This is a genomic window from Variovorax sp. Varisp46 (assembly GCF_059491885.1).
The window spans coordinates 1,551,641-1,566,646 of record NZ_CP168515.1; the positions used below are offsets into that span (position 1 = coordinate 1,551,641).

Annotated in this window: 10 protein-coding genes and 1 tRNA gene; 9 read left to right on the forward strand and 2 right to left on the reverse strand. The window is 66.8% G+C overall.

Annotated features, from left to right (window positions below; genetic code table 11):
* Window positions 1-147 precede the first annotated feature (147 nt).
* Complete coding sequence (locus ACEN9N_RS07335) at window positions 148-4,137, reverse strand: autotransporter outer membrane beta-barrel domain-containing protein (protein WP_495655765.1); 3,990 nt, start codon at window positions 4,135-4,137, stop codon at window positions 148-150.
* Between the two features lie 246 nt (window positions 4,138-4,383).
* Between ACEN9N_RS07335 and ACEN9N_RS07340 the strand changes: the two genes are divergently transcribed.
* The 4 genes from ACEN9N_RS07340 to ACEN9N_RS07355 all read left to right on the forward strand — a co-directional run bounded on the left by ACEN9N_RS07340 (window position 4,384) and on the right by ACEN9N_RS07355 (window position 6,705).
* Window positions 4,384-4,457: transfer RNA gene (locus ACEN9N_RS07340), tRNA-Gly, on the forward strand.
* A 263-nt stretch (window positions 4,458-4,720) separates the two neighbouring features.
* Entirely contained in the window at window positions 4,721-5,704 is a 984-nt protein-coding gene (locus ACEN9N_RS07345; protein ID WP_413312077.1) for a JmjC domain-containing protein, read from the forward strand.
* A gap of 48 nt (window positions 5,705-5,752) precedes the next feature.
* A complete protein-coding gene (locus tag ACEN9N_RS07350; RefSeq protein ID WP_495655766.1) occupies window positions 5,753-6,241 on the forward strand; it encodes a hypothetical protein in 489 nt (162 codons plus the stop codon).
* Window positions 6,242-6,414: 173 nt separating this feature from the next.
* Window positions 6,415-6,705: a hypothetical protein gene (locus ACEN9N_RS07355; protein ID WP_007834733.1), complete on the forward strand. Its 291-nt coding sequence runs from the start codon at window positions 6,415-6,417 to the stop codon at window positions 6,703-6,705.
* 243 nt (window positions 6,706-6,948) lie between these two features.
* On the opposite strand, the gene ACEN9N_RS07360 is transcribed toward ACEN9N_RS07355, so the two are convergent.
* Window positions 6,949-7,773, reverse strand: coding sequence for a ferritin-like domain-containing protein (locus ACEN9N_RS07360; RefSeq protein WP_413312073.1), 825 nt, complete (start codon window positions 7,771-7,773; stop codon window positions 6,949-6,951).
* Window positions 7,774-8,021: 248 nt separating this feature from the next.
* Here ACEN9N_RS07360 and alaS point away from each other — a divergent pair, with 248 nt between their 5' ends.
* The 5 genes from alaS (at window position 8,022) to ACEN9N_RS07385 (ending at window position 15,002) form a co-directional block, all read left to right on the forward strand.
* The gene (gene alaS, locus ACEN9N_RS07365; RefSeq protein WP_495655767.1) at window positions 8,022-10,646 is read left to right on the forward strand and encodes an alanine--tRNA ligase; all 2,625 of its coding nucleotides are present in this window, start codon (window positions 8,022-8,024) and stop codon (window positions 10,644-10,646) included.
* A gap of 33 nt (window positions 10,647-10,679) precedes the next feature.
* Window positions 10,680-11,696, forward strand: a complete 1,017-nt coding sequence (locus ACEN9N_RS07370) for a 2-dehydropantoate 2-reductase (protein ID WP_413312069.1) — start codon at window positions 10,680-10,682, stop codon at window positions 11,694-11,696.
* 53 nt (window positions 11,697-11,749) lie between these two features.
* On the forward strand, window positions 11,750-13,009 hold the full coding sequence (locus ACEN9N_RS07375) for a D-amino acid dehydrogenase (protein ID WP_495655768.1): 1,260 nt from the start codon (window positions 11,750-11,752) through the stop codon (window positions 13,007-13,009).
* Between the two features lie 181 nt (window positions 13,010-13,190).
* Window positions 13,191-14,174 (forward strand): Bug family tripartite tricarboxylate transporter substrate binding protein, encoded by a 984-nt coding sequence (locus tag ACEN9N_RS07380; RefSeq protein ID WP_495655769.1) that lies wholly within the window; start codon window positions 13,191-13,193, stop codon window positions 14,172-14,174.
* A 12-nt stretch (window positions 14,175-14,186) separates the two neighbouring features.
* On the forward strand, window positions 14,187-15,002 hold the full coding sequence (locus ACEN9N_RS07385; RefSeq protein WP_007834753.1) for an SDR family oxidoreductase: 816 nt from the start codon (window positions 14,187-14,189) through the stop codon (window positions 15,000-15,002).
* Window positions 15,003-15,006 lie beyond the last annotated feature (4 nt).

Sequence of the window (15,006 nt, forward strand, 5' to 3'; positions counted from 1 at the left end):
CTGGACATCAGTGTCGGGCTCTCCCAGGTTCCGGTGCTGGCCGTCGCGGGCTTCCATGTTCTGAGCGGCCGCGTTTGGGCATTCGGTCCTCCGGGGGCGGGCAGGGTAGGGCCTCCGGATTTGACCGTCACCGCAACTGCAACTTCATCACCACTTCACGCGCACGCCAACCGAGCCATTGACCGAGCTCTTGACCCTGGCGTTGCCGCCGCTCGCCCAGAGCTTGCCGACTTCTCCGTAGAGGCTCGTCGACTCGCCCAGGGTCAGCGTGAAGCCGCCCGCGAGCTCGGTACTCGCGCCGCCGGTGGGCACCGAGATGTCAGTCGTGATTGCTCCGTTCACGAAGCGCGCGATGTCCGCGCCGCTGGAGCTCCTGTAGACGTTGAAGCGGCCGTACGGCTGCAGCATGCCGATGCCGGTGTCGACCTGGCCCTTCACCCGCACACCCGCGCGGGCGATCCAGCCGCTGTCGGCCTGCGGTTGGACGACGGCGCCGACAATGGCGGAGTTGTTCAGATCCATGTGCTGGTGGATCAGCTGCAACTGGGGCTCGATGCTCCAGCCGCTGCCACCGAGCGCAAAGGCTTGCCCCACCTCGATCGAGCCCAGCAGGCTGTTGCCCTTGCCGCCGACGCCCTGGCCCAGCAGCGGCTCGACCGTGTAGCGGTGGCGGCCCGACTGCAGCACCGCATCGGCATAGAACCCGCTGTCACCGGTGTAGGTGCCGTACACGCCCACATACTGGCTGCGAAGGTCGTTGCGGCCCACGGCCAGGTTCTGGATACCGCTGGCGAAGCCCCGCACGCGGGCGTCGCCGTCGAGTTGGCCGACGTAGATGCCTGCGCGCCAGTTCGGCGCGGCCAGCAGGTCGGTGCCGGCCTGGAAGCCCGTGAGCCGGCCCTTGCCGGTGGGGGAGACGGCGCCACCTTGCTGGACGTCGATGTCGGCGGAGAGCACGCGCGCCCAGGCGTGGCGATCCGAGCCGCTCGGCATCGCCGCGCTGCCCTTGACGTCGTCGTCCCCCACGCGTTTGCGTAGGTCGCCCAGCATCGCAAGATTGCCCTGGCGCAGTTGGCTCGGCAGCGCCGCGTAGAGCGAGGCTTCCGATCGGTAGGTGATTACCGGCGCAGCGGGCGCCGCCGGTGGGACCGCATTGATGCTTGATCGCAGGAACCAGTTCTCCCCCGCGCCCTTGGCATCGGCTGCGTAGAGGCGGTACTCGTACGCACCTGCATCGACGTGGCCGCCGGCCAGCGAGAACGCGTCCTTGGTGGTCTGGGCCGTCGTGGTGGCGCCGTTCAGTGCGGAAATCACTTCGATGCCATTGCCGCTGGTCAGTGCGCCCAGTCCACCGAGATTGGTGATCTGCACACTGGTCTTTCCACTGGCCACCGCTGCGGCGCCGTCGAAGATCAGGCGGTCCGACGAGCCCGAGTTGCCGAGAGCAGTCCCTAGCCTCAGCACACCGTTGTTGCCGACGTAGGCGCCGTTGAGGGCCAGCGTCGTGCCCGCGGCCGCCCCGACCAGCGAGACGGTGCCGCTGTTGCTCAGCGAAGCCACGGTCTGGTTGAAGCCTGCAAGATCCAGCGTCGCGCTCGAAGCCACGCTGTACGCGGAGCTTGCACTGAAGGTGTTGGCGGCGCCGGCCTTCAGCGTGCCCTGCGCCACATTGGTGGCGCCGGTATAGGTGTTGGCGCCTGAGAGCGTCAGCGTGCCCGTGCCTTGCTTCGTGATGAAGCCGCCGCCGCTGATCGCGCCGCTCAGCGTTTCGTTGAAGCTGCCGGTGTCGATGACCGGATCGTTGTTGCCTGTCAGTTGGATCGTGTTGGCAATCGTCAACCCATCGGCGCTGAAACCCAGCGTGGTGTCGTCGTCCATCGCCAGCGCGCCGGTGCCCAGCGCCTGGTTGTGGCCGAGGTTCAGGCGCCCTTGACGCAGCGCGGTGCCGCCCGTATAGGTATTGGCGCCCGAAAGCGTCAGTGTGCCGGTGCCGATCTTGACCAGCGAGCCGCCGGTGCCCGAGATCACGCCCGAGACTTCGGTGTTGGCGTTCAGCCCGCCCGTGGTCAGTGCCTTGGCGCCGAGAATCACGTCGCCCGTGCCCGACAGCGCGCCGATGGAGATTCCTGCTGTGGTCAGCGAGCTGATACGCAGGCGCCCGCCAGCGTTGTTGACCACCGTGGCTTGGCCGGCGCTCGCGCGGTCGAAGATGTCAATCAGCCCGCCGCTTTCGTTGACGAAGGTCGCCTGGCCCGCGCTGGCGTCGTCCAGCAGGTTGATCTGGCCGCCCGAGAAGTTGGTGATGCGCGCGTTGCCGGCCGTCGCGTTGAACCAGATGTTGGTCAGCCCACCGTGGTTCTCGATGACGGCGTTGCCCGCGGTGGCGTTGTCGCGAAACTCGGCGGCCGCGCCGTTGTTCATGACCAGACGGGCATTGCCTGCCGACGTGGTGCCGCCGAAGCGGACGAAGCCGGCATTGCCGGTGGCGCCGCGCTCGGCGGCGGTAATGGTCAGTCCGCTCGCGTCTGCGTTGCCGCTGAAGAGCAGCGAGGCATTGGCCGCCACCGAGACAGGACCGCTGCCCAGCGCGCCGGTCGCGGCTGCATTGAGGCTGCCCGCCTCCACGGCCGTCCCGCCGACGTAGTTGTTGGCCGCACTGAGCACCAGCGTGCCGGCGCCGGTCTTGTGCAGGCTGCCCGGACCGGAGAGCGTGCCGTTGAGGGTCAGCGTACGCACCAGATCGACTTCGAAGGTCGCACCGCCCGCTCCGAGGGTGATGCTGCGCGTGGCGGTGGTCGTGCCGGTGGAGCGCAACGTGCCGGCGTCGAGCGTGAGCCTGCCGGACGAGTCGCCGAGCGCGCCGTCGTCGGCGATGGCGAGCGTGCCTCCGAGCACTGTCCAGGGCGTCAGCCCGGTGGTGGTGCCGGTCAGCGTCCAGGTGTTGGCGCCTGTCTTCTCGTAGCGCTCGAAGCCGCGATAGGTCGCGGCGCCGAGCGAAGTGGTGCCGTCGGTCGCCACGCCCGAGAGGCGCAGCACGTTCCCGGTGCCGATTGCCGACAGGGTCCCGTTGATCACCGAGCCGTTCTGCAGCTCGACCGAGTTGTCGTTGCCGGTGACGCGAACCGCGTCGCCGCGCGTGACGCCGTCGCCGCCCATGCCGCCTGTCAGGGTGCCGCTGTTGACGATGCTGTTCGCATTGCCGCGGATGCGCAGGCCTGCGCCGCCGATGCCATTGGCGGCACTGCTGCCGCCGGCACCGCCCGCGCCCCCCACCAGTGCCCCGGTATTGAGCACCGAGTTGCCGCTGGACTCCATCGCCAGGCCGGCGCCGCCCTCGCCGCCGCCGCCCACCATGCCGCCGATGGTCGCCACGCCGCCATTCCCCCCGCTCCCGCCAGTGGCCGTGCCAGTGTTGGTGACGGTGGCGCCCCCACCTTGCAGCACGATGCCGTCTCCGCCGCCGCCGCCACCGCCGGCCCATTGGCCGATACCGCCGTTGCCGCCATTGCCGCCGACGATGGCCTGGCTCGCATTGCTGACTACCGCATTGGCGGCGACACCCTGAAGGCCCGCGCCACCACCGCCGCCGCCGCCGGCCAGTCGCCCGCTGCCACCATCGCCGCCACTGCCCCCCAGGAGCGTGGTGGCGCCCGTCACGGTGATGGAGGTGCCAGAGGTGTACACGGCGGCACCACCGCCGCCGCCGCCGCCCGCCCCATAGATCGGATCGGGATCGGGAACGCCGGTGCTTCCCGACGATCCGCCGACGGAGCCCGTGACGCTGGTCGCGCCCACCGCTCCCCCGACTCCGCCGGCACCAGCCGCTCCGTTACCGCCGGCTCCGCCACTGCCTCCCGATGGAGACGATCCGTTGCTGGTGGGGTACATGCCGATGTAGCCGCCGCCGCCGCCGCTGCCATTTCCAGCACCGCCCCGGCCGCCAGTACCCCCGCCCGCGACGAATGCAGTACCGCCGCTGGCCTGCGCCCAGGCGCCTGCCGGCAGGCCAGCCAAGGCCAGCAAGCACACGGCGGCAGCGACCGAAGAAGCGCGCCGCCCGCACCGATGCGAAACCTCCGAAACGGCGACCCAGGCGCCGAGCGCAGCGTTCCAGATGCTGCGGTACACAGTGTTCATGTCCCAACCTCTCCTAACGATGGATATGCAACCAAAACAGGCTGAATGTAACTAAACGTGCAGGAGGGAGGGTACTGTTTTCGTCGGCGCTCAAACATCGCCGGAACGGGTGATAGCCAAATGACTGACGCAGGGCCGCTGAGTTGCCGATTGCAGTGTTCGTTCGTACTCATTTGCTCCAGGAGATCGGAGCGGACAACCGCCCTCGGGCTGCACTCAGGAGTGCCAGTAGAATCCGTGCCTGCCGCGGGTGTAGTTCAATGGCAGAACGGCAGCTTCCCAAGCTTCATACGAGGGTTCGATTCCCTTCACCCGCTCCATGCCTGCTACGCAGGCCATGTCATCGCCGCAGCGAACGCACCTACTCGCCGGGTACAGGCGGTATGTATTTCCCAGCCTGCTCAAGGCTCGCGCGCTCAACAACCTCCTCGCTGCCATAGGGACTTTCCCGACAAGCCTCCCGTTGTCAGGTGGAGGTCAGGTATTCGATCCAGCATTGAAACAGAAAGTACTACTTTCGCTCGCAGGCCTTGCCCGAGCCTCGGTTCGGCGGCAGGGGCCCAAAAGCGATCTGGAGGGTGCGATGCGCGTGACCAACTTGAATTGGGTCGGGACTTCGGAAACGACGTTTCGCGTGTGGCCGGATGACCCTGGCGGCTTCTCCACCCAGAGGATCACGCCGATGCACCACAACTTTCACGAGCATCCCCTGTTTCAGGTGCCCGAACTCGTGAAGCTCGGGATGGAACTCTCGAAGCTGGACCAATGCAGGTTCATGAACCCGGACAGGACGGTCGCGTCCACGCTTGCGCACGACAGCCGGCATCCTGACGGGCGCAGCATCGAGGAATTCTTCCAGCGCATGGAGGAGCCGGGTTCGTCGGTTTCCTTCTACAACATCGAAGTCATTCCCCGCTATCAGGCCCTGCTGATGTCGGTGGTGAATTCGATGCGCGCTCTCGTCGAACGTGAGCAGCCGGACATCTTCAGGGTGAACGGATTCGTCTTCTTCTCTGCGCCGCCGTCCGTCACGCCCTTTCACATCGACCGAGAGAACAACTTCTGGCTGCAGTTGCATGGGCACAAGACCCTCAACGTCTGGGATCACCGCGATCGCACCATCGTGCCGGCCGATGCCGTGGAGGACTTCATCGTCACGCAGTCGCTCAAGAAAGTGCGTTTCGACGAAGCGTTCCTGCCGCGCGGGCTGGAGTTCAATGCGCAGCCAGGGGATGCCATCTATTTCCCGAGCACCTCGCCCCACATGACGAGGTCCAAGGTCGACGGGGCTGGCCCAGGCGATCGCCTGTCGATCTCGATCGGGGTGACCTTCTACACCGCTGCCACGCGCGAGGTTGCCCGCATCCATCAGGTGAACCGGCTGATGCGCAAGTGCGGCCTGTCCCCCTCGTATCCGAGGGAATCGCCCACCGCGGACGCAGTCAAATCGGCCCTCGGCGGCATGGTCGGTGCAGGGCGCGCCAGGCTCGGCGCCGCGCGCGCCCGGCTCATCAGCATGACGACGGCGCGACGTTTCAAGCACACGCCGCCGCCCGGCTCCTACTGAAGAACGTGCCTGCGCCGGGCCGCTCCCTCCCGCTCGAACTGTGGTGGCATGTCCTTCGATGCCCACCCCACCAAGGAGGAGGCTGGCACCATATCGAGCATGAAATTCAAACCCACCAGGCTGGCTGTCCATCTGCTCCTCGCCGCGGCAGCCGGGTCGTGCGCCGCTGGAACGATCGTGTGCGCGCCTGCTTTGAGCGGCGCAGGGCCGGCTCCCTGGATCCGCAGGATCTCGATCGACGAGCACTCTCGCACCGTCAACATGGACGTCGTTCGCCAGAGGACGAAAGACGCGGACACCATGGGCAAGATGAGGGCCGAGCTGCTGAGCATGGACGAGACCCAGGGGGGCGAGCCGGTCTACGTGTTCAACGCCATTCCCGCCGCGAGTGACGAAGTTACGCACCTCTTCAAGCTGTTCAAGGCAGGGGAGTGGCGCCTGATACGTGCCGGGGTGACGTTCGTCGGCAAGGTGCCGGCACTGCGAACGATCGAGACGAGCACGGTCCTGGATTGCAAGCGGTCGGACTTGGGGTAGCTTCGTCGCCATCGGATCAAACAAAGAACGGACAACGTGCCACGGGCAGGGAGCAGGGGCGGAAATGCCGCAACAAAAGCAGGTAACCCGAAGGTAGGCGTGTTCCGACAGACTTGAAGGCTGGCGCGGAGGAACATGGCTTCCCACCGCACCCTCGCGGAAAGGAGCGTGAAATGACGTTCGACTTCTTGTTTCGCCCGACTCACACCGCGTATCTCCGGCGCGCGGCGGCACTTCTGGAAGAGGCGCAGATGGCGCGCATCGAGCATCAGGCTGCGGCAGAGCATCACAGCGCCCTCGCCAGGATGTACGCCGAACGCGTCAGGCGTCTCGAGAACGAGCTCTATCGCCAGCCGCAGAATGTGGCGCACGGAATGCCCGCCGAAGGTGCCGCCGCCGACGAGCGGCCGCAGTTGTATTCGCTGGACGGAACCCGCAAACCCGGGCTGACCTCGGCGACCTGAGCCAGGGGGCGGCCTCTGGGCCATGCGTGGGCGAGTCCAAAAAAATACCCGCCGAAGCGGGTACGAATAGCCCATGGAGGGGCGCTCTGGGCACTGACCGAGAGCTCTTCTTTTATGGGCCCTGTTGCGTGACAGCATCGGTATCGTCGATGCCCCCCTGGGGTCCGGGTGTCAGTCGGAAATAGGCAGTTGCCGTAGGACACTCATAAAAACGTGAACTATTTGGCAATATTTTTCCGGCCATCAGCGCAGGAACACGTGCCGCATGAACTGCATGATCGGGTACTGGATGACCGTCTGCACCTTTGCCGGTAGTTCCAGAGGCCGCATCAGCATCTTGAGCGTGTGGCCGGGGCTCAGGTTGGTGCGGATGGTGCTGTTCATGTCCGCGCTCAGTTGCTGCACGTAGGCCGTGTCGGTGGCGCGGCCGGGCGAGCGCGTCTTCACCACGTGGCGGATCGCGCAGTCGGCGTCTTCGCTCTTGAGTTCGAGCGTGCGGCGGCCGATGGTGCCCATCACGCGCAGGCGGCCCAGCTTTTCCTGCTCGCGGTAGCGGCGGAAGAAGCGGTAGAAGTGCTTGTAGTGGTTGACCTCGTCGGTCGCGATGCGGGTCGCCAGGTCCCGCAGCACGGGTTCGTCGGTGCAGCGCGCCATGGCGCGGTAGTAGGTGGCGGTGCCGGTCTCGACCACGCAGCGGGCGGTCATTTCGAGGGCGCGGGTCGGGGCCAGCAACTCGACCTTGCAGTAGGTCGCGTATTCCTCCAGGAAGCCCTGATAGGCGACATCCCATTCGAACTCCGGCCAGACGTGGCGGACATATGCGCGCAGGGCCCTGCCGTGCTGCAGTTCCTCGAGTTCCCAGTGGTTCGACAACCAGTCGGTGACCTCGTCGTCGCCCCGGAAAAAATCGACCAGGTTGTGTGTGTAGAGGTCCGAGCCGCTCTCGACGAAGGAGGCGGAGGTCACCAGATAGAAGAGATTTTCGTCCGGGCGTACCTTGTCGAGCGCGATGCGCGAGAAATCCAGGTCTTCGATCTTCCAGTGCTGATCCGCCTCTTGGCTTGCCATTCGAGCTCCTTGATCTTGTGTCCGTACAAGTACGGATGGCGCCGGCCGTATTTGGTTCTCTTCTTTTGCGCCAAGTCACATATTAGCCGTGGCCTCCGGATCGTGCAGCTTGCGAGGCGGCGCGGGCGCATGGCGAAACCTATAATCGTTTGTTCAAGCAAATCAAGCAGTTAGGCCGGTTCGCCGCAGTGGGTTCGACATGAGGGTCGCCATCGCCGCGCCGCCCTCGACAGAAGACGAATCCAAAGATGAGCCAGCCCACATTCACGGTCGCGGACATCCGCAAGACCTTTCTCGATTTCTTCGCCTCCAAGGGCCATACGGTGGTGGCCTCGAGCTCGCTGGTGCCGGGCAACGACCCGACCCTCATGTTCACCAACTCAGGCATGGTCCAGTTCAAGGACGTGTTCCTGGGCGAAGACAAGCGCAACTACGTGCGCGCCGCTTCGGTCCAGGCCTGCCTGCGCGCCGGCGGCAAGCACAACGACCTCGAGAACGTGGGCTATACCGCGCGCCACCACACCTTCTTCGAGATGCTGGGCAACTGGAGCTTCGGCGACTACTTCAAGCGCGAATCGCTCAAGTGGGCCTTCGAGCTGCTGACCGAGGTCTACAAGCTGCCGGCCGAGAAGCTCTGGGCCACCGTCTACATCGAAGACGACGAGGCCTACGACATCTGGACCAAGGAAATCGGCCTGCCGCCCGAGCGCGTGGTGCGCATCGGCGACAACAAGGGCGGCCGCTACATGTCCGACAACTTCTGGATGATGGCCGACACCGGTCCGTGCGGCCCGTGCTCCGAGATCTTCTTCGACCACGGCCCCGAGATCCCCGGCGGCCCGCCCGGCTCGCCCGACGAAGACGGCGACCGCTACATCGAGATCTGGAACAACGTGTTCATGCAGTTCGACATGCAGCCCGACGGCTCGGTCAAGAAACTGCCCGCACCCTGCGTCGACACCGGCATGGGCCTGGAACGGCTGGCCGCGATCCTGCAGCACGTGCACAGCAACTACGAGATCGACATCTTCGACGCGCTCATCAAGGCGGCCGGCCGCGAGACTGGCACGCAGGACCTCGCGAACAACTCGCTCAAGGTGATTGCCGATCACATCCGCGCCACCTCGTTCCTGGTGGCCGACGGCGTGATCCCGTCGAATGAAGGCCGCGGCTACGTGCAGCGCCGCATCATTCGCCGTGCCATTCGCCACGGCTACAAGCTGGGCCAGAAGAAGCCCTTCTTCCACAAGCTGGTGCCCGACCTCGTGAAGCTCATGGGCGATGCGTACCCCAAGCTGGTGGCCGATGAGAAGCGCATCACCGATACGTTGAAGGCCGAGGAAGAGCGCTTCTTCGAGACGCTGGCCAACGGCATGGAAATCCTCGACGCGGCGCTGGCCGGTGGTGCCAAGGTGCTGCCGGGCGAAGTCGCCTTCAAGCTGCACGACACCTATGGCTTCCCGCTCGACCTGTCGGCCGACGTGTGCCGCGAGCGTGGCGTGAGCGTCGACGAGGCCGGCTTCAACGCCGCCATGGAAAAGCAGAAGGCTGCGGGCCGCGCCGCCGGCAAGTTCAAGATGGACCGCAACGTCGAATACGCCGGTGCGGGCAACACCTTCACCGGCTACGACCACCTCGAAGAAAACGCCAAGGTCGTGGCGCTGTACTTCGAAGGCGCTGCCGTTCAGGAACTGAAGGAAGGCCAACCCGGCATCGTGGTGCTCGACACCACGCCTTTCTATTCCGAGAGCGGCGGCCAGGTCGGCGACCAGGGCGTGCTCGTTGCCGAAGGCGTGCAGTTCGGCGTGGAAGACACGCAGAAGATCAAGGCCGACGTGTTCGGCCACCACGGCACCCAGACGCAGGGCACGCTGAAGGTCGGCGACGCGGTCAAGGCCGCGGTCGACACCGCCCGCCGCGCCGCCACCATGCGCAACCACAGCGTCACCCACCTGATGCACAAGGCCCTGCGCGAAGTGCTGGGCGACCACGTGCAGCAGAAGGGCTCGCTGGTCGATGCCGACAAAACGCGCTTCGACTTCGCGCACAACGCGCCCGTCTCGCACGCGCAGATCCTCGAGATCGAGAAGCGCGTCAACGCCGAGATCCTCGCCAACTCCGAGACGCACGCCCGCGTGATGGACATGGAGTCGGCCCAGAAGACCGGCGCCATGATGCTGTTCGGCGAGAAGTACGGCGAGACCGTGCGCGTGCTCGACATCGGTACGAGCCGCGAACTCTGCGGCGGCACCCACGTGGGCCGCACGGGCGACATCGGCCTCTTCAAGATCGTCAGCGAAGGCGGCGTGGCCGCCGGCGTGCGACGCATCGAGGCCGTTACGGGTGCCAACGCGCTCACCTACCTGCAGGACCTCGAATCGACCGTGCACAGCGTGGCCGCCACGCTCAAGTCGCCGGCCGCCGAGCTGCAGGGCCGGCTCACGCAGGTGCTGGAGCAGGTGAGGGCGCTCGAACGCGAAGTGGGGGCGCTCAAGGGCAAGCTCGCGTCGTCGAAGGGCGACGAGCTCGTCTCGCAGGCCGTGGACGTCAACGGCATCAAGGTGCTCGCGGCCAAGCTCGACGGCGCCGACGCCAAGACGCTGCGCGACACCATGGACAAGCTCAAGGACAAGCTCAAGACCGCCGCCATCGTGCTGGCCGCCGTCGACGGTGACAAGGTGCAGATCGCGGCCGGCGTCACGGCCGACAGCGTGGGCAAGGTCAAGGCCGGCGAGCTGGTCAACTTCGTGGCCCAGCAGGTCGGCGGCAAGGGCGGCGGCAAGGCCGACATGGCCATGGCCGGCGGCACCAACGCGGCGGGCCTTGCGGCCGCGCTGCAGTCGGTGCAGGCCTGGGTTGCGGAACGCGCCTGACCATCCACCCGTCTCGACCCGCACAAGCACTTCATGCCAGACGCAATCCCCGGTGAAGTGCTCGTGATGGGGGCGGGCACCATCGGGTGCTTCATCGGCGGCAGCCTTGCAGCGGCCGGCGTGCCCGTCACTTTCGTCGGACGTCCGCGCATGCTGGACAAGCTCGCGGCGCATGGCCTGACGCTCACCGACATCGACGGGGCGACGCGCAGGCTGCCTGCCGAGAAATTGCGGCTGTGCGACCAGGTCCCGGTGGGTGCGCGGCCTTCGCTGGTGCTGCTGTGCGTGAAGAGCGGCGCCACTGCCGCGGCGGCCGGCGAGCTGGCTTTTGCATTGCCCGCGGGCACCACGGTGGTCTCGCTGCAGAACGGCATCTCCAATTCCGCGGCCGCATCGCAGACCGGCCCCTCGCTGAATGTGCGGGCCGGCATGGTGCCGTACAACGTGGCCGAGATCGGCCCCGGCGCCTTCCATCGCGGCACCGCTGGCCGGCTGGCCGCGGAAGACGATGCGGCGCTGCGACCCTGGCTGCCCGTGTTCGAGCGCGCCGGCGTGCCGCTCGACCTGCATGCCGACCTGCTGCCCGTGCAGTGGGGCAAGCTGATGCTCAACCTCAACAATTCGGTCAACGCGCTCTCGGGCCTGCCACTGCGCGAAGAGCTGATGCTGCGCGGCTACCGCCGCTGCTTCGCGTCGCTGATCGAGGAGGCGTTGGACATCCTCAAGGTCGCGGGCATTGCACCGGCGCAGGTCGCTGCCGTTCCGGCGCACCGGCTGATCAACCTGCTGCGCCTGCCCGACTGGCTGTTTCGCATCGTTGCGGCGCGCATGCTGCGCATCGATGCCAAGGCTCGCTCCAGCATGGCCGACGACTTGGCGCTGGGCCGCCGCACCGAGATCGACTCGCTCAGCGGCGAGGTCGTGCGCCTCGCGCAGGAGCACGGCCTGAGCGCGCCGCGCAATGCGCGCATGGTCTCGCTGCTCGAGGCTTGGCCGCAGAGCCCCAAGCGCTGGACGGCACGGCAATTGCAGGATGCGCTCGGCCTGTAGCGCTTAGCCTGTACCCTCGGCTGCGTTGCAGCAGCTTTCAAAGGGTTGTTCTCATGCAGGTCCTGATTCTCGGCAGCGGTGTCATTGGCACCTCGATGGCTTACTACCTGGCGCGTGCCGGGCACGAGGTGACGGTGCTGGAGCGCCAGCCGGCGCCCGCGCTCGAAACCAGCTTCGGCAACGCGGGCGAAGTCTCGCCCGGCTACTCGGCGCCGTGGGCCGGGCCAGGCGTGCCGGTCAAGGCCATCAAGTGGATGCTGATGCAGCACAGCCCGCTGGTCATCAAGCCGATGCTCGATCCGGCCATGTGGCGCTGGGGCCTTGCGATGCTGCGCAACTGCACGCAGGCGCGCTACGAGGTCAACAAGGGCCGCATGGTGCGGCTCGCCGAGTACAGCCGCGATTGCCTGAAGGCCCTGCGCGCCGACACCGGCATCGCCTACGACGAGCGCATGCAGGGCACGCTGCAGTTGTTCCGCACGCAGCACCAACTCGACGGCACCTCGAAAGACGTCGAAGTGCTCAAGGCCTCCGGCGTGCCCTACCAGGTGCTCGACCGCGAAGGCTGCGTGCAGTACGAGTCCGCGCTTGCATCGGTGAAGGACAAGTTCGTGGGCGGCCTGCGCCTGCCGGGCGACGAGACCGGCGATTGCTTCAAGTTCACGCAGGCACTCGCCAAGCTGGCGGAAGCCGAGGGTGTGAAGTTCAGGTTCGGCGTGAACATCCAGGCCCTCGAGCACGATGCAGTCAAGGGCGTGACGGCTGTGCGCACCGATGCCGGCAGCTTCACCGCCGAGCGCTACGTGGTCGCGCTCGGCAGCTACTCGCCCGCGCTGGTCAGGCCGCTGGGCATTCGCCTGCCGGTGTATCCGGTCAAGGGCTTCTCGATCACCGTGCCCATCTCCGATGCCGGCGGCGCGCCCGAGTCGACGGTGATGGACGAGACCTTCAAGGTGGCCGTCACGCGGCTGGGCAACCGCATCCGCGTGGGCGGCACCGCGCAGCTCTCGGGCTTCGACCTGCGCCTGGACGCGCGTCGGCGTGACACGCTCGAACACGTCGTGACCGACCTGTTCCCCCGGGGCGGCAACGTGCGCGACGCCTCCTTCTGGACCGGCCTGCGCCCCATGACGCCCGATGGCACGCCGGTGATCGGCGCCACCCGCATTCCCAACCTGATGCTGAGCACCGGCCACGGCACCCTTGGCTGGACCATGGCGGCCGGCACCGGCCGCGTGATGGCCGAGCTGATCGCGGGCCGGACGCCCGAGATCGACATGGAAGGTCTCACCGTGGCGCGCTACGGCAGCTGAAGCGGCAACCGCGCTTTCCAATCCCGCAGGGCGGCCCGCAAAGGCCGCCCTGTTTTCGTTGTGTCGCAGAGATCAGGGTTTGTACTTAGTCATGAAGTTGTCTTCCTCGGTATTCTTCGTGGCGTTCCATTAATAAATCGTTGTTTCTTTAGTGAAACAAAACCGCGATCCAAAGAACCCGATGAAACACACACGCCGCCATGCCTTTGCCGCTGCCATTTCCCTGGCGGCCGCTTGCGCCACCGGACTCGCCTGGGCAGACAGCTACCCGAGCAAGCCGATCACCCTGGTCGTTGCCTATCCGGCCGGTGGCGACACCGACGCATTGGCGCGGCTTTTCGCCGAAAAGCTGTCGGCGCGCGTCGGCCAGCCCGTGGTGGTCGACAACCGCCCCGGCGCCAGCGGCATCATCGGCAGCGCCTACGTGTCCAAGGCCGCGCCCGACGGGTACACGCTGCTGCTAGCGCCCAGCACCTTCTCGATCGCGCAGCTGGTGCTGAAGACAAACGGCTCCGCGGGCTACGACGTGCTGAACGGCTTTACGCCGATCGTGCAGACGGGCAGCCAGCCGCTGTTTCTCGTGGCCGCCGGCAGCAGCGGCTTCGCGAGCGTGAAGGATGCGGTGGCCGCTGCGAAGGACGGCAAGTCGCTGAGCTATGCGAGCCCGGGCAGCGGCTCGCCGATGCACATCCTCGGCGAGATGTTCGCCCGCACCTCGGGCGCGAGCCTCTCGCACGTGCCCTACAAGGGCGTGGCACCCGCCATCAACGATGTGCTCGGCGGCCACGTGCCGGTCACCTTCATCACGCTGGGCCCGGTGGCGCCGTACATCCCCAACGGCAAGCTGCGCCCGCTGGCAGTGGCCTCGGCCCAGCGCTCGCCGCTCGCGCCCAACGTGCCGACGCTCGCGGAGATGGGCTACAAGGACGTCGAGGTCACGGCCTGGAACGGCCTGTGGGGCCCGCGCAACCTGCCGCCCGAGATCGTGAAGATGCTCAACAGCCACTTCAACGAGATCCTCAGGATGCCCGACATTGCCGCACGCATGGCGGTGCTCGGCACCACGCCCGTGGGCGGCGAGGCCGGCGTGCTTGGCAAGACCAACGCTGCCGACTACACGCGCTTCGGCAAGGTCATCAAGGAGCTCGGCATCCAGGCCGACTGAACCACGCATCCCATGTCCGAACTCAAAGCCATTCCCGATCCTTCGAGCCTGCAGGCACTGCTGGCCGAACTGCCCGCCAACCTGTTGGCGGGCCGCCGCATCCTCGTGACCGGCGGCGCGCGCGGCCTCGGGCTTGCCTTCGCGCAGTGCATCGCCGCGGCGGGCGCGAGCGTGGTGCTGGCCGACATCCTGGGCGAGCTGGCCGACACCGAAGCGCAGGCGCTGCGCAAAGCGGGCCGCATCGCCCACGCGCTGCCGGTCGACCTGTCGAATCCGGGCTCCATCGTGGCCTGCGCCACCGAAGCTGTTCGACTGCTCGGCGGCCTCGACGGCCTCGTGAACAACGCCGCCATCACCAACTCGGGCGGGCGCGACGCACACCAGCTCGAGATCGACATGTGGGACCGCGTGATGGACGTCAACGTGCGCGGCAGCTGGCTCATGGGCCGCGCCTGCCGGCCCGCACTGGCCGAAAGCGGCCGCGGCGCCATCGTCAACCTCGCGTCCGACACCGCGCTGTGGGGTGCGCCCAACCTGCTGGCCTATGCGTCGAGCAAGGGCGCCGTCATTGCCATGACCCGTTCGCTGGCACGCGAATGGGGCGGCGACAACATCACCGTCAACGCCGTGGCGCCCGGCCTCACGCTGGTCGAGGCGACCGAGTACGTGCCGATGGCGCGCCACCAGAAATACCTCGAAGGCCGCGCCATCCCGCGCGAGCAGCAAGCCGCCGACGTGTGCGGCGCGACCCTGTTCCTGCTCTCCGGCCTCTCGCGCTTCGTGACCGGCCAACTGCTTGCCGTCAACGGCGGCTTTGCGATGCACTGAACGA

Excerpts from the sequence above, each read along its gene's own strand:
- ACEN9N_RS07335 (WP_495655765.1), bottom strand. The coding sequence starts at position 4,137 with ATGAACACTGTGTACCGCAGCATCTGGAACGCTGCGCTCGGCGCCTGG.
- ACEN9N_RS07345 (WP_413312077.1), top strand. The coding sequence starts at position 4,721 with ATGCGCGTGACCAACTTGAATTGGGTCGGGACTTCGGAAACGACGTTT.
- ACEN9N_RS07350 (WP_495655766.1), top strand. The coding sequence starts at position 5,753 with ATGTCCTTCGATGCCCACCCCACCAAGGAGGAGGCTGGCACCATATCG.
- ACEN9N_RS07355 (WP_007834733.1), top strand. The coding sequence starts at position 6,415 with ATGACGTTCGACTTCTTGTTTCGCCCGACTCACACCGCGTATCTCCGG.
- ACEN9N_RS07360 (WP_413312073.1), bottom strand. The coding sequence starts at position 7,773 with ATGGCAAGCCAAGAGGCGGATCAGCACTGGAAGATCGAAGACCTGGAT.
- alaS (WP_495655767.1), top strand. The coding sequence starts at position 8,022 with ATGAGCCAGCCCACATTCACGGTCGCGGACATCCGCAAGACCTTTCTC.
- ACEN9N_RS07370 (WP_413312069.1), top strand. The coding sequence starts at position 10,680 with ATGCCAGACGCAATCCCCGGTGAAGTGCTCGTGATGGGGGCGGGCACC.
- ACEN9N_RS07375 (WP_495655768.1), top strand. The coding sequence starts at position 11,750 with ATGCAGGTCCTGATTCTCGGCAGCGGTGTCATTGGCACCTCGATGGCT.
- ACEN9N_RS07380 (WP_495655769.1), top strand. The coding sequence starts at position 13,191 with ATGAAACACACACGCCGCCATGCCTTTGCCGCTGCCATTTCCCTGGCG.
- ACEN9N_RS07385 (WP_007834753.1), top strand. The coding sequence starts at position 14,187 with ATGTCCGAACTCAAAGCCATTCCCGATCCTTCGAGCCTGCAGGCACTG.